Genomic DNA, 19,898 nt, shown 5'->3' on the forward strand with positions numbered 1-19,898 from the left:
GCTCTGCCGGCGCATGGCGCCGCCAAAGACCCGCGATTTTACTTCGATGAGCAAAGCCGCGCCCGGCTTGATTGTAAAGACTTCCAAACATGCTTTTTCAGCTGCAAAGATTTTTTCAAAAAGACCTCTCTTCTTGTCGTTTTGCGTTGCTTGCGGCGGTGCGAAGCTTGCGCACATCGCATCACCGCACCGCAGGAGAAACCATGCACAACGCCGCCACCAGCTTCTGCCCGGCCGCATCGTCTTCCTTGCCGCCCCTTTCTCCGCAACGCCGATTTCGTCCCGCCATGAAGAGCTCTCTTTGCGCCGCCGCTTTCGCTGCCGGCCTCGTCGCCTGTGTCCCCTCGCTTGCCGCCAGCTTCGACTGCGCCAGGGCCGGCGCCGCCAACGAAAAGATCATCTGCGGCGACGCCGAGCTGTCGGCGCTCGACGACCGCCTGGGCAAGGCCTTCCGCCAGGCCCGCCAGCGCGCGGCGGATCGTCGCGCCTTCAGCGTCGAGTCTGACAAGCAATGGCGCTGGCGCGAGCAGAACTGCCGCGACCGCGCCTGCCTGCTGGACTGGTACCACCGCCGCCAGGCCGAGCTGGAGGCGCTGGCCGAGGGCTCGATCACCGAAGCCGCACGCATACCGCCGAAGGGCGATAAAGCAGATAAGGCAGACAAGCCCGCCAAGATCGCAAAGGCGGATGCCCCCGTGCCGGCGCTGGCGCAGGTGACTCCGACGCAACAGGCCATCCCGGCGGCGCCGGCCGCCGCAGCTCGCCCAACGCCGGAACCCTCGCGCCTGCGCCTGAATCTCAACGCCAGCCAGATCGCCGGCATTGCGCCCGCCGGGGCCAACCCGTGGCCGCACTATATGCGCGTCGACCAGGGCCAGTACTACTATGAAGACCCGCAGGGCGACGCCAAGGGCGGGCTGGTATCGGCGCGCTACTACGGGGTCGAGAACGGCCAATACATCATCGAGGTCAACCGCGGCAATGCCGTACTGCGCTACACCTGCAGCGCCGATTGCACCTACATCGGGCAGCTGGCGCTGCCGGGCGATATCGAGAAGGACATGGTCATCGTGCGCAACGACCGCAACTCGCTGCCCTCCATCATCGTCACCGACGCCGTCAACGGCCTGCTGGCACAATCGGCAGTGCGCTGACCGACCGTCCCGTTCTCCTACAGCAAGTCGCGGCGGCGGACGACATTCTTTCGCGCCCCGCAGCGACATACTCGTCATCGCTGGAAAAGGTATGACGACTCAATGCGCTGGCGAGAGAACAACATGAAAAAGATCCAATTCGACGGTTACCTGCTCATCTATCTGGCCGACAATGCCGAAGGTCGCTGGAAAGGCTCCTTCGCCGTGCTCAGGGGGCGGACGGAGATCAGTCGTGGCTCCCTGCCGTTGACCGCCCGCTCCGAAGACGATGCCGAACTTGAAATCCTCGCCGCTGCCCGCCACAGTAGCAGCGTGAGACTGGCCGCCTGAGAGGCGAGCTTCCTCCACGGCAAATCAGGTTCCTCCTCTGCCGCACTTCTTTACGGCAGGCATACAATCCCCAAAATAAATTGCGACCGGCGGGAATAAACCCCGCTGCTGTTCGTTTTACGGGCATCACGCATCAAACGATGCGCATCACGCGGCGCCACCGCGCCCGGACCGGATTGCCATGAGCCAAGATTTCACCGACGACGATTTGCGCGAACTGCTGCCGCGGCTGCGGCGCTTTGCCTGCTCGCTCACGCGCAACGAAGGCAGCGCCGACGACCTGGTGCAGTCTTGCCTGGAGCGCGCCTTGTCCCGGCGTGAACGCCGCGCCGAAGGCGACCTGCGGGCCTGGCTGTTCCAGATCATGTACCGCCGCTTCATCGACGGCGAGCGGCGCGCCAAACGTTACGCCGGCCTGCTCTCGCTGTTCTCTGCGCGCGAGGAGGAGCTGGCGCCCTCGTCCGAGGACATTGCCCTGTCACGCGCCGCGCTGGCCGATTTCTCGCGCCTGCCGGCCGAACAGCGCGCGCTGTTGCTGCTGGTGTCGGTGGAAGGACTGAGCTACCAGGAGGCGGCGACGACGCTGGACATCCCCATCGGCACCGTGATGTCGCGCCTGTCACGGGCACGCCGCGCCCTGCGTGAATTGAATGAAGGCGCCGCCGCCGCGCCCAACCTGCGGATCATGAAATGACCAGCTACCTGCCCACTGAAGATGACCTGCATGCCTATGCCGACGGCCAGCTCGACCCGTCGCTGCGCGAATGCGTGGAGCGCCACCTGAGCATCCATCCCGAGGCTGCGCGCCATGTCGACATGCTCAAGGCCGAGGCGCAGCGCCTGCGCGCCGCCATGGAAAACGTCCCGGCCTCGGCCGCGCCGCCGCGGCTCGACCCGTTTCGCATCCGGCGTGAACTGCAATCGCGCAACCGCCTCCACTGGAGCATCGCCGCCTCGCTGCTGCTGACGCTGGCGCTGGGCGCGGCGGGCGGCTGGCAGTGGCGCGACCTCGACATGCGCAAAACCTACCTGCCGATGGCTGACGCCACCCAGGCTTACCGCATGTTCGCCTCCGACGAGTCAACGGCGATGGTGGACATACGCGCCGACGCCGGCGCGGACAATGCCCAGCAGCTGCAGCACTGGCTCGACCGCCACTTCGTCCAGGCCGCGCCGCTGCCGGACTTCAGCGCCTACGGCTTCAAGCCGGTGGGCGGCCGCCTGATGGCCAGCGACAAGGGGCCGGCGGCAATGGTGGTCTACCAGAACGGCCAGGGCCAGGCCATCGTCTATTACCTGCGCCCGCCGGGCGAGCTGTTCAACTTCGGCAACGGCAATCGCCGCGACGGCAAGCTGCTCACGCAGTACTGGCGACAGGGCCGCTACTTCTACGCCGTGGTCAGTCCGGACTCGCCGGAGACGCTGCCGCTGCAGCGCGCGGTAGAGCCCGGGCGGCCGCTCTCCTAGCCACTCCCCGACCCAACTCCGTGTGACTGAATCTTCCGCCCTGATCGGGGCGGCGGGCGGCGCTCGTCCCGACACATGGCGCGCCGCATGCAACGACCGATCGCGACCTTCGCTTTTCCAAACCCTCCAACCACTGAAGAGGATCCACCATGATCAAACGCCAATTCCTGAAAACCCTGATCGCGGCCGCAACAACCGTCGCCGCCATGACGCTGTCGCACGGCGCGCTGGCCGCCGACGGCGCGCCTGCCATCCGCAACGTGGTGCTGGTGCACGGCGCCTACGCCGACGGTTCCTGCTGGACCGACGTCATCGAGCGTCTGCAGAAGGCCGGCCTGCACGTGACGGCCGTACAAAACCCGTTGTCGTCGTTGGCCGACGACGTCGAGGCGACCAGGCGCATCCTGGCGCTGCAGGACGGACCGACCATCCTGGTTGGCCACTCGTGGGCGGGTACGGTGATCAGCGAGGCCGGCACCGACCCCAAGGTGGCAGGACTGGTGTATGTGGCCGCGCGCGCGCCGGATGCCGGTGAAGACTACGGTGCGCTGGCCGCCAAATTCCCGACGCCGCCGGCCTCGGCCGGACTGGTCAAGGCCAACGGCTTCGCCCAGCTGAGCGAACAGGCTTTCGTGCATGACTTTGCCGGTGATGTCGATCCGGTCAAGGCGAAGGCGCTGGCAGCCGTGCAGGGCCGCATCTCGGACACCCTGTTCGCCTCGCGCACCACGCAGGCGGCATGGCGCAGCAAGCCGAGCTGGTACGCGGTGTCGACCAACGACCGCACCACCTCGCCGGAGCTGGAACGCTTCCTGGCTGCGCGCATGAAGGCGAAGACGATTGAAGTGGCGTCTTCGCACGTGTCGATGCTGTCGCACCCGGACGATATCGCCAAGCTGATCCTGGAAGCGGCGCACGAGGCACCGGTGAAGTAAGCCTCAGACAGCCGTCAGACCACGACCTCGCGATGACCGCGGCGGTGGGCCAGTTCGGCCAGCCGCCGCAGCGCGTTGACCAGCTCGAAGCGGCTGCGCGAGCGTCCCAGCGAGATGCGAATATGCGCCTGCGCACCGGGCGCATCGGCTGCGGCCACCCGGAAGGCCTCGTGCGAGACCACGTTCAGACCTTCGGCGCGCGCCTTCTGCACGAAGTCGGCGCCACGCCAATGCGTCGGCAGCGCCTTCCAGATATGGATGCCGCCGGAGTCCGCCAGCCGGCCGTCGCCCAGCGTGCGCAACGCCAGCTCCTGGCGCGCCCAGGCCTCGGTGCGGATGCCCTCCAGCAGCGAGGCGGCGGTGCCGTCGTGTATCCATTGCGTGGTCAGCGCCGTCATCAACGGCGTGGACATCAGAACAAAAGAGCGCAACGCGCCCAGCACTTCTTCCTGCGGCATCTGCTCGGGCATCACGACGTAGGCCGTGCGCAGCCCCGGCAGCAGGCATTTCGACAGGGTCGACACATAAAACACATGGCGCGGCGCGTAATGCGCCAGCGGTTTGGGAGCGCCCCGGCTGAACAGCCAATACGGATCGTCCTCGATAATACGCAGCGCCAGCTTTTCGGCCACGGCCGCGATCTCGGCGCGACGCAACGCCGGCATGGTGTGGGTGCTCGGGTTCTGCAGCGTGGGGTTGAGATACACCAGCCGCGCCTGGTGCTTCTTCGCCATCAGCTCCAGCGCATCGGCGCGCATGCCGTCGCCGTCGGTCTCCACCGCGATCACCTGCCGCCCCAGCTGCGCGGCGGCCGTCAGCAGGCCGGGATAGGCCAGCGGCTCGGCCAGGATCGCCTCCCCCGGTCGCGTCTGCGACAGGATCAGCGCGGCCAGCGCCGATTGCGCCCCCGGGCAGGCCAGCACCCGCTCCTCATCCACCGCACCCAGCATCGGCGCAATCCACATCGCCCCGGCGGCGCGGTCGGCGCCGGCGCCGCCGCCCAGGTGATAGGTCATCAGCAGGTCGACGTCGCTGTGGATCAGCACCTGCGATACGCCCTGGCGCAGCAAGTCGTCCAGATCGATGCCGGACGGCGGCGGCGGGATGTTCATCGACAGGTCGATCACCTGCGTCAAGTCCACCCGCGGCGCGGCGATGAAGGTGCCGGCAGCGCCGCGCGCCTCCAGCAGGTTGCGCCGGCGCGCCTCGGTATAGGCACGGGTGACGGTGGTCAGGTCGACGCCCAGGCGCTCGGCCAGCAGGCGTTGCGGCGGCAGGCGGTCGCCGGCTTTCAGGCGCTCGTCGGAGATCGCCTGCTCCATGAATCCCACGATTTGCAGGTAACGCGGGCCGCCGTCCCCGGTGAATTCGCTGACCCATTCCAGCGCGATGTCTGCTCGGCCCATGTCGGTGTCCTGGTGTGATGTTTAGGTGGATGTATGGCTTTTGCCCGGATTGTTGCTGCACATACCGGGTGTTAGTATGGATTCATTCTAAGCATAAATCCATACATTTATCCGATTTCCCGTCCGGTGCCGGATATGCGCACGTCAAGGAACTCGACAATAGCCAGTTGCCTTCCTTTCCTCAATCAGCGGAAGCGGCCGAGATGCGCCATCGGCTGCAATCCGAGGCCTGAGGTTTTCCGCCGAATCTATCGCGGAAATTCTTCGAATTTCCCAGCATGGATTGCTCATTTCTACTTCGATTATTTCGATAGATCCTCGTATCTACTGAGCTTTCGGACTATTCCTATATTTCCCCATGCCTTAGCTCTCTAGTCTCCCGCTCTTAGTTAATTTCAGAGCGGTGTGCGGATGAACAAGGGAATCTACCGGGTTGTCTTCAACAAAAAGACCGGTGACTACACAGCTGTCGCTGAAACGGCCTGCATCCAAGGCAAGGGTAAGCACGCCGGCAACGCCGCCCCGCGTGTTTTTGCGCCTCGCCCCTTCCCTGATTTGTTCTCGCTGCGATTTGTACGTCTGGCTGTCGGCATTGCCGCACTCTTTGGCAGCGTCACCGAGGTCCATGCCCAGGTCGTCGCCTATCGCAATGCTCCTGCCAACCAACAACCCACGGTGCTCAAGACTGGCAATGGCGTACCGCTGGTCAATATCCAGACGCCGAGCGCACAAGGTGTCTCACGCAACATCTATAGCCAGTTTGACGTCGATAGCAAAGGCGTCATTCTCAACAACGCCCGCAGCAATGCGCCAACGACGTTGGGCGGGTGGGTGCAAGGCAATCCCTGGCTCGCTACCGGCACCGCCAAAGTCATCGTCAATGAGGTCAATTCGGCCAGTCCGAGTTACTTGCGCGGCTACGTTGAAGTCGCCGGCGACCGCGCCCAGGTCATTCTTGCGAATCCCTCGGGTCTGGTGATCAATGGCGGAGGTTTCCTGAATGCCACCCGCGCCACATTGACCACCGGCACGCCCAGCATCGTCGGCGGCGCGCTCGACGCCTACCGCGTCACTGGCGGCATGGTCACCATCGACGGTACCGGCCTCGACACCAAATCCGCCGACTACACCGACATCATGGCGCGCGCCGTGCAGATCAATGGCAACATTTGGGCCAACAAACTGAAGATCAGCACCGGCATCAATGCAATCTCTGTCGATCACGGTACGGTCACAGCCACCACGGGCCCCACCGGGGCAGCACCGGGGCCGTTCTCCATTGACGTGGCACAACTGGCTGGTATGTATGCCGGGCAGATCACATTGGTGGGCACAGAACACGGCGTTGGCATGAACAACGCTGGCGCCATCGGCGCCAGTGCCGGCGATGTGGTGGTCACCGCAGATGGTTTGCTGCAAAACAAGGGGCGCATTACCGCCAGCCAAGGAATCACCGCCAAAACTGCCGGCCTGAACAACCAGGGTGGCCAATTGCAGGCCGGCGGCAACACGACACTTGCGCTTGGGGCGGCGCAACTGAACAACACCGGCGGACTGATCCGCAGCAACGGCGCCGTCTCGATCACGGCCGCCAGCGTCAACAACAGCAACACCACTGGCGCCGATCTTGGCATTCAAGGCCAGTCGGTGACGATTGCGGCAACTGACCTCAGCAACAAGGCAGGCGCGATTCGCGCCAACACCGATTTGACGATCGCCGGCACAGGCGGCATCGACAACACCAATGGCACCCTCTCCGCCGGCCAGACGCTGAATGTGCACGACGCTCATGCCGCTGGCGCAGCCAAGACACAAACCGTCACCAATACCGGCGGCACCGTCATCGCCGGCAAGCAACTGAGCATCGACAGCGCCGCCGTGAGTGGCGACGGCCAAGTACTCAGCCTGGGCGATCTGTCGCTCAAGGTCAACGCCGATTATGCCAATACAGGCACCACACAGGCCGATGGCAACGCCACTATCACCACCACCGGAAAGCTATCCAACAGCGGCAAGCTCTCCGCCGGCAAAACACTCTTGGCCACTGCGACCTCTATCGACAACCAAGCCGGTGGCCAGATCATCGCGCGGACCAATCAACTGCGCGCAACCGACAGCCACACCTTCACCAACCGCGGCCTGATCGACGGCAGTGATACTTTCATCGACAGCCCGACCATCAACAACATGGGCGCCGGCCGCATCTATGGCGATCACCTGGCCCTTTCCGGCGACACGCTGAACAACCTCCCGGAGACCGTCAATGGCGTCACATCGGCCCCGGTCATCGCGGCACGCGTACGTGCGGACCTGGGCTTCTCCACTATCAACAACAGCGACCACGCCCTGATCTACTCTGCTGGTGACTTCGCCACCGGCAACGCGCTTAATGCCAGCCATCAAGCCGCTGGCATGGGTGATGTCATCAATAACAGCAGCGCCACCATCGCCGCCGATGGCAATGGCACGTTCAGCCACAAGACCGTCAACAACGTCAACGCTCATCTGGAAACGACCGTCGAAAATAGTACCGGTCGGCGTATCGTGCAATACCGGCTGAACGGCGCGACCGAAAAGATCGACGCCGACAGCGTCAAGCTCGTCAATATCGGCAATGGCCAGATCGTGACCGATTGGAAGCAAATGGGCGACGAAGACAACTTCCGCCTGCAACTTCCCAACGGCCAGACCGTCCGCGAATGGACCATCTACGACGGCACCGAACAGATCGCACGCACCAAGGTCACCAAGAGCGATCCCGGCCTGATCAACATCGGCGGCAATCTGCGGTTCAACAGCCAGTCCGTCAACAACCGCAATAGCCAGATCATCGCCGGCGGCGACAATACCGGCAGCAATGTTCTCGGCACCAAGCCGGTCAACAATGGCATCACCGGCACACAGGTGGTCACCACCACGGGCGTGGCCAAATACACCTATATCAAAAGCCATAGTTTCAGTGCCGACGACCGCCGTTACGACGACCGTCCCTATGAAGGGCAATCGATCCAGACCAGCTTCGTGCTGGACATCACCCCGACCGACGGTACCGGCGCCCAGCAAGATCGCACGCTCAAGAACACGCCCAGCGCGGTTTCCGGCAGTGCCGGCGTGGTCGTGCGCACCAGCAACCCCAACATTACGCTACCCAATAGCGCACTCTTCGTCCCTGGCAACAATCGCTACCTGATTGCCACCGATCCGCAATTTGCCAACTATCGCAGCTGGCTCAGCTCCGACTTCATGCTCACCCAGCTGAGCCAAGACCCCAATGTGGTCATGAAACGACTGGGCGACGGCTTCTACGAGCAACTCCTGGTGCAGCAGCAAATCCAGAAGGCCATCGGCCAGCGTTATGCCGGCAACTACGCCAATAACGAAGCGCAATACCAGGCACTGATGACGGCCGGAGTGCAGATGGCACAGACATTCCATTACGAACTCGGCGTGGCGCTCACCACCGAACAGATGGCCATGCTGACCTCAGACATCGTCTGGCTGGTCAAGCAGACGGTAACCCTGGCCGATGGCAGCCATCAAGACGTGCTGGTGCCACAAGTCTATTTGCGCGCAAATCGCACGCAGGTCACAGGTGAAGGCACCTTGATTGCCGGCACCAATGTCAATTACCAGACCGCCGACGACATCCTTAACAACGGCACGATTGCCGCCAAAAACACCGCCGTTCTGAGCGGCAACAACATCAACAATCTCGGCGGGCGCGTGTCCGGCACCGATACGGTATTGCAGGCGCAGACCGACATCAACAACCTGGGCGGCCAGATCGACGGGGACAACAGCGTCACCGCTGCGGCCGGCCGCGATATCAACATCAACAGCACCAGCGTATCGACAGCCAACGCCACCACTACCGGCGCCAACATCGACAGCGTCGCCAGCGTTAGCGGCAAGACCCTCAGCATTACCGCCGGGCGAGACCTGAGCGCCAACGCCGCCGTAATCGATGCGACCGGCAACGCCACGCTCTCCGCCACGCGCGACATCAAACTGGGCACTGTCAAGGAAGGCTTCACAGAGACGATTCGCTGGGCCGACGACAAAGGCGCCTCCAATTGGGTGGAGGCACTCACCGGGCCCAACTTCGCTGACGAGGCCAACGGCGCGCACGGCACCAAAGAAGTCGGTGTGAACCGCGCTACGCTCAGCGTCAGCCGGGAAGTCGCCACGCAACTCAGCGGCAACAACATCAGCATCAACGCCGGGCACGATATCACCACGCAAGGCACACAAGTCACCGCTGCCGGCGCCTTGGCCGCCATCGCCGGGCACGATCTCAACATCGGAACGGCCAACGCCTCCGCCAGCGCCCGTGATGAGCATCAGAAGAGTTCCAGCGGCATCCTCAGCGGCAAAACCACGCAAACCGACGACGCCAGCAGCTATAGCCGCCAAATGGGCAGCACCTTCAGCGGCAACACCTCCGTGCTGACTGCTGGTAACAACGCCAGCATCAACGGCAGCGACGTAGTCTCCACACAAGGCACGCAAATCACCGCTGCCGGCGACATCAACATCGTGGCCGCCGCCGACACCAGCACCGAGAGCCACTACAAGAAAGAAACCACCTCCGGCATCTTCAGCGGCGGCGGCCTGGGCGTGACGGTGGGCAGCAAGATGCAAAGCAACGCCCAGACGCGCACCACCGCCACCGCATCGGGCAGCACGGTCGGCGCCACCAACGGCAACGTGCTACTTACCGCCGGTCAGCACTACACCCAAACCGCCAGCACCGTTATCGCCCCGCAAGGCAATGTCAGTATCAGCGGCAAGCAGGTCGACATCACCGCCGGCATCAACACCGAACAGAACACGCAAGAGACCAAGTCCAAGCAACAAGGCGTCACCGTGCAGATCACCAATCCGGTCGTCAGCGCCGTACAAACGGTGATGAGCATGCAGGACGCCAAACAAAAGACCAAGAACGGCCGCAGCAAGATCCTGGCCGACGCCGCCAGCGCGCTGGCGGTGGCTAATGCCGCCGCACAGACCAGCGCAGCCGCTCCGGCCGGCGGCATCGACCTGGCCGCCTCCATCGGCGCCTCCAGCAGCCAGAGCACTACCGTACAAAACGGCACCAGCGCCGCCAGTTCCACCGTAGCCGCAGGCGGCACCACCACCATTACCGCCACCGGCGCCGGCAAAGACAGCAACCTCGCCATCGTCGGCAGCGAGGTCAGCGGCAACAACGTCAACCTCAAGGCTGACAACCAGATCAACCTGCTCGGCCAACGCAATAACAACGAAGAGCACAGCAGCAACAAGAGCAGATCGGCCAGTGTCGGTTTCTCTGTAGGCAGCAGCGGCTGGCGCTTCAACGCCAGCGCCTCCGGCAGCCGTGGTAAAGGCGATGGCAGTGACAGCGATGTCACTAACACCCTCGTCACTGCCAACAATCAGTTGGCCATGGCCTCAGGCGGCGACACCACCATCAAGGGTGCTACTGCATCGGGTAAGCAGGTCACAGCCAATGTGGGCGGCGACCTCAATGTGGAAAGCCTGCAAGACAGTAGCCAATACAAGAGCCAGCAACAAAGCTTGGGTGGCAGCATCAGCGTGGGCACCGGCTTCTCCGGCAGTATCAATGCGTCGCACAGCAAGGTTGACGGCAACTATGTCAGCGTCATCGAGCAAAGCGGTATCAATGCCGGTGATGGCGGATTCCAAGTGAACGTCAATGGCAACACGGACCTCAAGGGCGGCAAGATCGCGAGTACTGACAAGGCCGTCGCCGATAACAAAAACACCTTCCAAACCACCAGCCTCACCACCAGCACCATCCAGAACCAAAGCAACTACAAGGCCGAGAGCCAGAGTTTTAGTGTGGGTGGTGGCTATGCCGGTGGCAACACCTCAATGAACGGCGGCGGCCTCGGTGTTAGCAACGAAAGCGGCAGCGCCGCCAGTACTACCACCTCAGGCATCTCGGGCATCGCCGGCGACAAGGCCGTACGCAGCGACAAAGACAGCAGCAACGCGCTTAAGAAAACCTGGAACGGCCAGCAACTCAACGACGATGTGACAGCGCAAGCCCAGATCATGCAAGTGTTTGGGCAACAAGCAGGCCAAGCCATCGGCGACTACGCCAGCAAACAACTCAAAAAAGCCATCGACTCAGGTGACACCGAAGGCATCAACAATTGGAAAGAAGGCGGCATCTATCGTGTCGCCCTACACACCTTGGCCGGCGGCCTGGCTGGTGGTGTGGCGGGTGCTTCCGGTGCGGGCGTATCGGCGGCCTCCATTGCAGATATTGGTAAGCTCATTAACCAGCTTGATCTACCAGACGGAGTAAAGAAAGGACTCATTGCCGCAGCCGGCACCGCCGTAGGTGCTGCTGTAGGTGGTGCATCAGGCGCTGCGGCCGGGTTTAACCAGACCGTCAATAATTACCTAAAACATGACGAAGTCGAAGAAAAGCTGAAGAAGAAAGCGGACTGTGCGACAAGCAGCAATCCAGCGCAATGCCGTAGCGCCGTAGAAGCGGCTTATAACCAAATCGGTCGCGACCGCCAGCAACGACAATGCAGCGACGCCAATAGCTGCCGGGCCAATCGTGACGAGATCACGGCAGACTTGCAAACAACATCATCACGCCAAGCGGAACTGGATCGAAAGCTCTATCAAGGCAAACTCTCTCCGGAAGAAAATCAGGAATATTTTGCGAACGGCCAGCAGATACAATTGATGCAATCTGCCTTACAAGAAGCGAACCGACAGATTCGTGCAGTTGTTCCGATGTCGCAATGGACGACGGCTGAACGGGACCAGACCTTTACGGATGCAATGACGGCCGTTGGCGGATTGGGGGCTGCTGGGGCGGCAGGTAGTGTGAAGGTGCCAAGGGCAAATAGTGCAGCGAATTTCGCAAGTGATGATCTGCTCGTCGGGCACTTCAATAAGCATGGCATGGAGTTCCGTACAAACAGTTCGCAGGAATATCTGCAAGTTGGTCGGGACATTATGCAAAACGGGCAGAAAGTTACGTACTTCTATGAGCCTGCGAATGAAATACGGACGGGTTACATCTCATTCATGAGAAATTCCAGTAAGACTGGCGAGTCGCTGTTTGGATTTGTCGGGACGAACACAGATGGGGCCATTACTACCATTCATGTCAAGCCTCGCACCGAGCTGTTCGACTTGCTTGGAGATGGTGCACAGAGTCAACTGAAAGCATTCCGCACTAATACAGTTGGACCTGCACCTCAACAAGGATGGAAGTATCCGTACAACAAACCTTGAGATAAAAAATGACAACTACCAATTACCAAACTGTCCGAGTTAAAAAAATTGGGAACGATGTTGAAGAAGAAGTCGTTCTTGAGAGTGATGGCCATGAACTCGTGTGCTTTGCCAGCAATCGCCCCGCCTCTTTAGAGGTGAGTAAGACCTATCCCGTTGCCCTTACTCTTCTTGTTATGGATGACTATGACATAACTGTCTTGGAGAATGATGGCAATCAAAGCCTTGAACGGTTAGATGACAGTTTTGCTTATAGAGTTGTTGGCTCGTTAATTGATGGGCGTTTGCGGTGCTGCGGTTTTGAATTTAAAGACGAAGCGTTAGAAACTGAGTTCGCGTATTTGAACGGGCAAACTGTTGTCATGAGAGTCGATCGAATTAACGTTAAATTCTTGAAGAGTTCCTCAGGTTGTTGAAAGAGAGAAGTCCTTACTCACTCGCCTGCGGCGGGTAGCAGTTAAGAGAGGGGTCTCGATTGTAGACCTTCTCTTGTGTTTTTTTTTACTCGGGGCAAATAGCGCATTCGCTCCAACAGTGCACCGACCTACTTCCCTTACATAATAGAGGTAGCGTTGAGCGTCCAACACTCAGCAGCGTCGATGGCAAAAGTGGAATTTACGAATTCGACTGGAAAAGTGAGGCATCCGGGGGACGGCATGGCAATGAATGGCTATGTAGAAACGTTGATTTACTTCGGACTGTTTGTTCTTGCCTTGTCGCTAGTGGCATTGAGCGTCAGGAAGCGGGACAAGGATGACGATTGACCTGAGCGTCAACCGCGCCACGCTCACCGCCAGCCAGGAAGTCGCCACCCAACTCAACGGCAACAACATCAGCATCAACGCCGGACACGACCTCACCACGCAAGGCGCACAAGTCGTCGCAATCGGTGCGCTGGCCGCCGTTGCCGGCCATGATCTCAACATCGGTACAGCCAACGCGTCTGCCAGCGCCAGCGACGAACACCAGAAGAGCGCTTCCGGCATCCTCTCCGGCAAGACCACGCAAACCGACGACGCCAGCAGTTACAGCCGCCAGATCGGCAGCACCTTCAGCGGCAACACCACCCAACTCACCGCCGGCAACAACGCCACCCTCACCGGCAGCGACGTAGTCTCCACCCAAGGCACGCAGGTCACGGCAGCCAACGACCTCAACATCATTGCCGCCACCGACACCAGCACCGAAAGCCACTATAAAAAAGAAACCACCTCCGGCGTCTTCAGCGGCGGCGGCCTGGGCGTGACGGTGGGCAGCAAGATGCAAAGCACCGACCAAGCCCACACCACCGCCACCGCATCGGGCAGCACGGTGGGCGCCACCAACGGCAACGTGACACTGACTGCCGGCCAAACCGCCAGCACCGTTATCGCCCCGCAAGGCGACGTTGCCATCAGCGCAAAGCAGGTCGACATCAGCGCCGGCGTCAACACCGAACAGAACACGCAAGAGACCAAGTCCAAGCAACAAGGCGTGACTGTGCAAATCACCAACCCGGTGGTCAGCGCCGTACAAACGGTGATGAGCATGCAGGAGGCCAAGAGCAAGACCAAGAACGGCCGCAGCAAGCTCCTGGCCGACGCCGCCAGCGCACTGGCAGTGGCCAATGCCGCCGCACAGACCAGTGCCGCTGCCCCGGCCGGCGGCATCGACCTGGCCGCCTCCATCGGCGCCTCCAGCAGCCAGAGCACTACCGTACAAAACGGCACCAGCGCCGCCAGTTCCACCGTAGCCGCAGGCGGCACCACCACCATTACCGCCACCGGCGCCGGCAAAGACAGCAACCTCGCCATCGTCGGCAGCGAAGTCAGCGGCAACAATGTCAGCCTCACCGCCGACAACCAGATCAACCTGCTCGGCCAACGCAACAACAACGAAGAACACAGCAGCAACAAAAGCAGCTCGGCCAGTGTCGGTTTCTCTGTAGGAAGCAGCGGCTGGCGCTTCAACGCCAGCGCCTCCGGCAGCCGTGGCAAAGGCGATGGCAGTGACAGCGATGTCACTAACACCCACGTCACTGCCAACAATCAGTTGGCCATGGCCTCAGGCGGCGACACCACCATCAAGGGTGCTACTGCATCCGGCAAGCAGGTCACAGCCAATGTGAGCGGCAACCTCAATGTAGAAAGCCTGCAAGACAGTAGCCAATACAAGAGCCAGCAACAAAGCCTGGGCGGCAGCATCAGCGCGGGTACCGGCTTCTCCGGCAGTATCAATGCGTCGCACAGCAAGGTTGACGGCAACTATGTCAGCGTCATCGAGCAAAGCGGCATCAATGCCGGTGATGGCGGCTTCCAGGTCAATGTGAATGGCAACACCGACCTTAAAGGCGGCAAGATCGCCAGCTCCGACAAGGCAGTTCAGGACGGTAAAAATACTTTCCAAACCGCCAGCCTCACCACCAGCGACATCCAGAACCAAAGCAACTACAAGGCCGAGAGCCAGAGCTTCAGTGCGGGTGGTGGGTATGCTGGCGGCAACACGGCATTGAGCGGCACTGGCATCGGCTTCGCCAACGAGAGCGGCAGTGCCGCCAGCACCACTATCTCAGGTATCTCCGGCATCGCCGGCGACAAATCGGTACGCAGCGACAAAGACAGCAGCAACGCACTCGCTAAAACCTGGAACGGCAAAGAGTTGCCGCAGGACGTCGCCGCACAAGCCCAGATCATGGAGACCTTCGGCAAACAAGCTGCGCTGAGTGTCGGTACCTACGCCACCAGCAAACTCAACGCGCTCAAAAATCAGATCAAGGTTGAAACCGATCCTGCCAAGAAAGCCGAACTACAAAGCGAAGCCAAGAACTGGGATGAAGGTGGAGCCTACCGCACTGCCCTGCATGCGGCCGCTGGTGCACTAGGCGGTGGACTGGCAGGAGCCGCAGGGGCGACGGCATCGGCTGTAGCCATGCCGGCCATTGCAGCACAAATCGACAAGCTGGACGTGCCCAATGCAATTAAGCAGGCCTTGGCGCAAGTAGCGGCTGCGGCACTGGGTGTTGCTGTGGGTGGTACGGCGGGGGTGTCGTCGGCGGTGAGTGTGGAGGCTAATAATCGGCAGTTGCATCCCAAGGAAATACAGTGGATCAAGGACAATGCCGCCCACTATGCACAACAGAGAGGCATTACTCCCGCCGAAGCAGAAAAAGAACTGGCGGAGCAAGCCTACCGGCAGGATCAGAATGGCGCGGCAGGCACATGGGATGCGAATGCCAGTGCTTTCTTAAAGCAGGCCTATGGCACTCTGTTGCCGCCTGATCCGAATTGCCCGAGCTGTGGCCCGGGTTATATGTTTCAGGCCACGGCAGCGCAGAAGGCGGATGTCAACATGTACGCTAATCAGTTGCCACAAACTGCAGCCTTTTATATCAAGAACGGTCTGCAGATACCAACTGCCCAACAAGCAGCAGATGCAACCAAGCGCAGTAATGACATACGCGATACGGTAGGCAAAGCTACGATAGGTGCGGCTGCAGTAGCAGCCGGAACAACACTTCCGCCGATATTAAGTCTTTGCTTGTCCAATCCGGTTGTGTGTAACCAGCTTGCCATTACTGGCGGAGAAATCGCTGCTGGTGATGCTCTGGGGCCAGCAAGTCTTGCCATAGGTGGCGTCGCCGCTGGAAAGATGGGATTGAAGTCTGTGCAAAGCGCTGAACAGGCCAATGCGAAGATGATCAGAGATGGCATGGATGCCGCTTGGGCTAAGGGGACGCCGGTGATTACGGCTGACCTGACGCCCGGGACCAGGGTACGGATGGTGTTGAGTGAAGTGCAGTACAAAGAGTATGAAGAAACCAAGCGCTTGCCAATCGGTGGCTGGGCTACATTTGATAACGTCGCATCGCAGGCGACCGCTAAACAGGATTTAGCACTTCTCAATAAATTCAAGCCCGATACTAAATATGTGATGGAGCTGGAAGTTGTGAAACCAATCACTGCAGATATTGGATATGTTGGAAAAATGACTGAACCTACTGGTCAATTACTGCAAGGGGGCCGAACACAAGCAGCGTTTGATTGGAGTGGCATTACCAATCGCTCAGAATATTTGAAACTTGTAGCTAAGCCCGTATTGTTACCTGTGTTATCGAAATAGGAAAATAAGATCATGGATAAGGTAACGAGTGTTAAATCTGTTTGGGAAAATGGACAATCTTTCCCTCACGGTTGGCCTGTTGGTTTGGAAAAAAATTCAGATTCAATTGGTGAGCTAGAAGGTTTTGTCTGGAATTTTTTTGGAAGGGAATATCAAATCTCATGCAAAGAAAAGGGATTAGGTTTTCTGAAAATATTACCTGACCAAACCGGCTTCGTTGCCATCGACGGCAACCCCGGAAAACATGCCTATGTCTTGAATGGCGACGCTAGTGTTCGCTTTGTCTTAACTCCAGCTTTCAATATGAGGGGTTTTGATGCAGAACGATTAGCAGTCGTTCGCCAACATGATGAAGAACGGGCAACGCTGTCCGGTCGCATGCTCAATACGGTCATACCGCGAGAAGAACAAACCTGCTTCCATAGCGTCGACACAAGCGGTGGCAAACTGGAAATCTTTGGTGACGATGGGCTAGGCGATTGCTATTACACCTACGACTGGAATACTGGCGAACTACTTGCAACGCGCACATTATCGCGTCGGAGTTAGAACTAAAGCATGACTTTGTTCTTGTGTGCCAATCGTCTGCAAGGCGAAGGGCGTTTTCCCAGCATCGCCCGCGGCATCAATATCGTAGCCGCCACCGACATCTTCAGCGGCGGCGGCCTAGGCGTGACCGTGGGCAGCAAGATGCAAAGCAACGCCCAGACGCGCACCACCGCCACCGCATCCGGCAGCACGGTCGGCACCACCAACGGCAACGTGATACTTACCGCCGGTCAGCACTACACCCAAACCGCCAGCACCGTCATTGCCCCGCAAGGTGACGTTGCCATCAGCGGCAAGCAAGTCGACATCACCGCCGGCATCAACACCGAACAGAACACGCAAGAGACCAAGTCCAAGGAACAAGGCGTCACCGTGCAAATCACCAATCCGGTGGTCAGTGCCGTGCAAACGGTAATGAGCATGCAAGACGTCGCCCAAAAATACCAAGAACAGCCGCGGCAAGATCCTGATTGACGTCAATGAAACAGCTCAGACCAGTGAATTTGAGACTATTCCCATATTGCTTAGAGGCTTAAATCTTTAGCCTTCACTTGTCCATTCGGAGAGTTTGTAGCAGCTCGGAATGTAGCGATTGATTTGCTGCCTAATTCAAGGCAACTGCAAGACGCCAAAGAAAATCCAGAATGGCTGCAAACTCAATGACAACGTGACAGCGCAAGCCGCGCAGGTGCTCTGGCTGCATGCAGATAGACAAAAGGCTCGATCGTTCCGAGTCCAATACTGTGGCGAACCGTAATTCGGGTGATGTCTACTCGGTAGGACATTCCCTTGAGCGCCCCGTATGTCTAGCTGAAGACTCTATCGAACACGGCTGTCAAAAATCCCGTTGTGATGCTCGCAGCTGACCGTGAGCAACCTCCGTCGCTACGTTCCAAAATCATCGACACCCGCATCTGCCTGGGCGATAAAAATCCGCGTCCGCATTGAATCAATTGCAAAAGTCATGAACAGTATGTCCCCTCGCTTGCTGGGCAACATCGCCCTACTGCTTGCCAGTACCGCCGTGCACGCCCAAACCACCGGTACTGATATTGCCACCAGTCAGGAACAGCTACAGCGCGAACGCGAACGCCTATTGCGTCAGCAGCAGGAGCAAACACCCAACGTGCGTTTGCCGGCGCCCAAGGGCGTTGATCTCTCGACGGTCTTCCCGGCGGAAGAATCGCCCTGCTTCCCCATTACCAAAATCAGCTTGATCGGTGAAGCGGCTGAGCGCTTTCAGTTTGCACTGGACAGTGTCATCGGTGATGGCGGCGCGCTGGGCCGTTGCCTGGGTACCGGCGGTGTCAATGCTGTGCTCGCGCGCGTACAGAATGCGCTGATCCTGCGCGGCTATACCACCACGCAGATTCGTGCGACAACGCAAGACCTCAAGGCGGGTGAGCTGGTCTTGACGGTCTTGCCTGGCCACGTGCGCCATATTCGTTTTGCGGCTGATGCCAGCCCACGCGGTACTGCCTGGAATGCCTTGCCGATGAGCGAAGGCGATATCCTCAATCTGCGCGATATTGAACAAGGCCTGGAGAATTTCAAGCGCGTGCCGACAGCTGAGGCCGACATTCAGATCACTCCGACGGAGGTTGCCACACAACCGGGCGACAGCGACTTGGTGATTAACTATCAACAGCGCTTCCCGTTCCGCCTGAATGTCTCGCTTGACGATGGCGGCTCCAAAGCCACCGGCAAGTACCAGGCGGGCACCACGCTGGCTTATGACAATTGGTGGACGCTCAACGATTTGTTCTATGCCAGCTGGAGCCGCAACCTTGGCCGCTATGGCGACCATGGCGCCAACAGCTATACGTTGCACTACTCTGCACCTGCCGGGTACTGGATGCTGGGTGCGACCATGTCAGGCAGCCGCTATCACCAACAAATCGCGGGCGCTAACAGTCCGATTGTTTATAGCGGGCAAAGTGAGAACGTGGAATTGAAACTGTCTCGCCTGGTTTATCGTGACGACGTCCGCAAGACGACGCTTTCACTCAAGGGCCTGCTGCGCAACTCACGCAACTTTATCGACGACACCGAAGTCGGGCCGCAGCGCCATCAGACCAGCGCCTGGGAAATAGGCGTCAATCACCGCGAATTCATTGGCAATGCCACGGTGGATGCCAACCTTGCCTATCGGCGCGCGTTCGACAAGCAAGGCCGGGAGCCGGAATCCAATACCGATCTGCCGCAAGTTGCCACCCGCTACAGCCTGTTCCTGGCCGACGCAGCGGTCAATGCGCCGATTCAGGTCGCCGGACAACACCTGCGCTACAGCGGCAGCGTGCGTGCCCAATGGAATGGCGGAGAACTGCCGTCACAAGATCAGTTCGCCATTGGTGGCCGCTACACCGTCCGCGGCTTCGATGGCGAATTGATCTTGCAGGCCGAACGTGGCTGGTTAGTGCGCAACGAGCTTGCATGGGCGCTGGGTGCTAGCAATCAGGAGCTATACGCCGGCATCGATGCCGGCCAGGTCAGCGGGCCTTCGGCCCAATACCTCTTGGGCAAACGCCTGGCCGGTGCAGTCATCGGTTTGCGTGGTGCGCTTTGGAAGGCAAGCTATGACGCGTTCGTCGCTACGCCACTGAACAAACCGGAGGGATTCAGGACTGCGGCGGTCACTGGCGGGTTTAGTCTCGTTTTTGCGTTTTGATTGCTCGGATTGCTCGATCAACGCCTAA

At 59.9% G+C, this 19,898-nt stretch carries 13 protein-coding genes; 12 read left to right on the forward strand and 1 reads right to left on the reverse strand.

Features of this window, described 5'->3' with window-relative positions:
• Positions 1 to 287: 287 nt before the first annotated feature.
• The 5 genes from J8I26_RS04635 to J8I26_RS04655 all read left to right on the forward strand — a co-directional run bounded on the left by J8I26_RS04635 (position 288) and on the right by J8I26_RS04655 (position 3,886).
• Positions 288 to 1,154, forward strand: coding sequence for a hypothetical protein (locus tag J8I26_RS04635; protein WP_209604467.1), 867 nt, complete (start codon positions 288 to 290; stop codon positions 1,152 to 1,154).
• A 123-nt stretch (positions 1,155 to 1,277) separates the two neighbouring features.
• Positions 1,278 to 1,484: a hypothetical protein gene (locus tag J8I26_RS04640; RefSeq protein WP_209604469.1), complete on the forward strand. Its 207-nt coding sequence runs from the start codon at positions 1,278 to 1,280 to the stop codon at positions 1,482 to 1,484.
• A gap of 181 nt (positions 1,485 to 1,665) precedes the next feature.
• The gene (locus J8I26_RS04645) at positions 1,666 to 2,178 is read left to right on the forward strand and encodes a sigma-70 family RNA polymerase sigma factor (protein ID WP_209604471.1); all 513 of its coding nucleotides are present in this window, start codon (positions 1,666 to 1,668) and stop codon (positions 2,176 to 2,178) included.
• Positions 2,175 to 2,951 carry an anti-sigma factor gene (locus tag J8I26_RS04650; RefSeq protein WP_209604473.1) on the forward strand — a complete coding sequence of 259 codons (777 nt, stop codon included), beginning with the start codon at positions 2,175 to 2,177 and terminating at the stop codon, positions 2,949 to 2,951. Before J8I26_RS04645 ends, J8I26_RS04650 begins: the two co-directional genes overlap by 4 nt.
• Positions 2,952 to 3,100: 149 nt before the next feature.
• Complete coding sequence (locus J8I26_RS04655; protein ID WP_209604475.1) at positions 3,101 to 3,886, forward strand: alpha/beta hydrolase; 786 nt, start codon at positions 3,101 to 3,103, stop codon at positions 3,884 to 3,886.
• Between the two features lie 14 nt (positions 3,887 to 3,900).
• Here J8I26_RS04655 and J8I26_RS04660 read toward each other — a convergent pair whose 3' ends face one another.
• The gene (locus J8I26_RS04660) at positions 3,901 to 5,292 is read right to left on the reverse strand and encodes a PLP-dependent aminotransferase family protein (protein ID WP_209604477.1); all 1,392 of its coding nucleotides are present in this window, start codon (positions 5,290 to 5,292) and stop codon (positions 3,901 to 3,903) included.
• 411 nt (positions 5,293 to 5,703) lie between these two features.
• Here J8I26_RS04660 and J8I26_RS04665 point away from each other — a divergent pair, with 411 nt between their 5' ends.
• The 7 genes from J8I26_RS04665 (at position 5,704) to J8I26_RS04695 (ending at position 19,870) form a co-directional block, all read left to right on the forward strand.
• On the forward strand, positions 5,704 to 12,555 hold the full coding sequence (locus tag J8I26_RS04665; protein ID WP_209604479.1) for a hemagglutinin repeat-containing protein: 6,852 nt from the start codon (positions 5,704 to 5,706) through the stop codon (positions 12,553 to 12,555).
• Positions 12,556 to 12,563: 8 nt separating this feature from the next.
• Complete coding sequence (locus J8I26_RS04670) at positions 12,564 to 12,971, forward strand: hypothetical protein (RefSeq protein ID WP_209604481.1); 408 nt, start codon at positions 12,564 to 12,566, stop codon at positions 12,969 to 12,971.
• Positions 12,972 to 13,154: 183 nt separating this feature from the next.
• Positions 13,155 to 13,319 carry a hypothetical protein gene (locus J8I26_RS04675; protein WP_209604483.1) on the forward strand — a complete coding sequence of 55 codons (165 nt, stop codon included), beginning with the start codon at positions 13,155 to 13,157 and terminating at the stop codon, positions 13,317 to 13,319.
• Positions 13,309 to 16,653, forward strand: coding sequence for a hemagglutinin repeat-containing protein (locus J8I26_RS04680; protein WP_209604485.1), 3,345 nt, complete (start codon positions 13,309 to 13,311; stop codon positions 16,651 to 16,653). The genes J8I26_RS04675 and J8I26_RS04680 overlap by 11 nt, the downstream gene beginning before the upstream one ends.
• Positions 16,654 to 16,665: 12 nt before the next feature.
• Positions 16,666 to 17,202, forward strand: a complete 537-nt coding sequence (locus J8I26_RS04685; RefSeq protein ID WP_209604486.1) for a hypothetical protein — start codon at positions 16,666 to 16,668, stop codon at positions 17,200 to 17,202.
• Positions 17,203 to 17,211: 9 nt separating this feature from the next.
• Positions 17,212 to 17,676, forward strand: coding sequence for a hemagglutinin repeat-containing protein (locus tag J8I26_RS04690; RefSeq protein ID WP_209604487.1), 465 nt, complete (start codon positions 17,212 to 17,214; stop codon positions 17,674 to 17,676).
• Positions 17,677 to 18,070: 394 nt separating this feature from the next.
• The gene (locus tag J8I26_RS04695; RefSeq protein ID WP_348635277.1) at positions 18,071 to 19,870 is read left to right on the forward strand and encodes a ShlB/FhaC/HecB family hemolysin secretion/activation protein; all 1,800 of its coding nucleotides are present in this window, start codon (positions 18,071 to 18,073) and stop codon (positions 19,868 to 19,870) included.
• The last annotated feature ends 28 nt before the right edge of the window (positions 19,871 to 19,898 follow it).

Origin of the sequence: Herbaspirillum sp. LeCh32-8, assembly GCF_017814915.1 — a bacterium.
Classification (GTDB): domain Bacteria; phylum Pseudomonadota; class Gammaproteobacteria; order Burkholderiales; family Burkholderiaceae_D; genus Herbaspirillum.

Coding starts and splice junctions, on each gene's coding strand:
- J8I26_RS04635 (WP_209604467.1), top strand. CDS start 288: ATGAAGAGCTCTCTTTGCGCCGCCGCTTTCGCTGCCGGCCTCGTCGCC.
- J8I26_RS04640 (WP_209604469.1), top strand. CDS start 1,278: ATGAAAAAGATCCAATTCGACGGTTACCTGCTCATCTATCTGGCCGAC.
- J8I26_RS04645 (WP_209604471.1), top strand. CDS start 1,666: ATGAGCCAAGATTTCACCGACGACGATTTGCGCGAACTGCTGCCGCGG.
- J8I26_RS04650 (WP_209604473.1), top strand. CDS start 2,175: ATGACCAGCTACCTGCCCACTGAAGATGACCTGCATGCCTATGCCGAC.
- J8I26_RS04655 (WP_209604475.1), top strand. CDS start 3,101: ATGATCAAACGCCAATTCCTGAAAACCCTGATCGCGGCCGCAACAACC.
- J8I26_RS04660 (WP_209604477.1), bottom strand. CDS start 5,292: ATGGGCCGAGCAGACATCGCGCTGGAATGGGTCAGCGAATTCACCGGG.
- J8I26_RS04665 (WP_209604479.1), top strand. CDS start 5,704: ATGAACAAGGGAATCTACCGGGTTGTCTTCAACAAAAAGACCGGTGAC.
- J8I26_RS04670 (WP_209604481.1), top strand. CDS start 12,564: ATGACAACTACCAATTACCAAACTGTCCGAGTTAAAAAAATTGGGAAC.
- J8I26_RS04675 (WP_209604483.1), top strand. CDS start 13,155: ATGGCAAAAGTGGAATTTACGAATTCGACTGGAAAAGTGAGGCATCCG.
- J8I26_RS04680 (WP_209604485.1), top strand. CDS start 13,309: ATGACGATTGACCTGAGCGTCAACCGCGCCACGCTCACCGCCAGCCAG.
- J8I26_RS04685 (WP_209604486.1), top strand. CDS start 16,666: ATGGATAAGGTAACGAGTGTTAAATCTGTTTGGGAAAATGGACAATCT.
- J8I26_RS04690 (WP_209604487.1), top strand. CDS start 17,212: ATGACTTTGTTCTTGTGTGCCAATCGTCTGCAAGGCGAAGGGCGTTTT.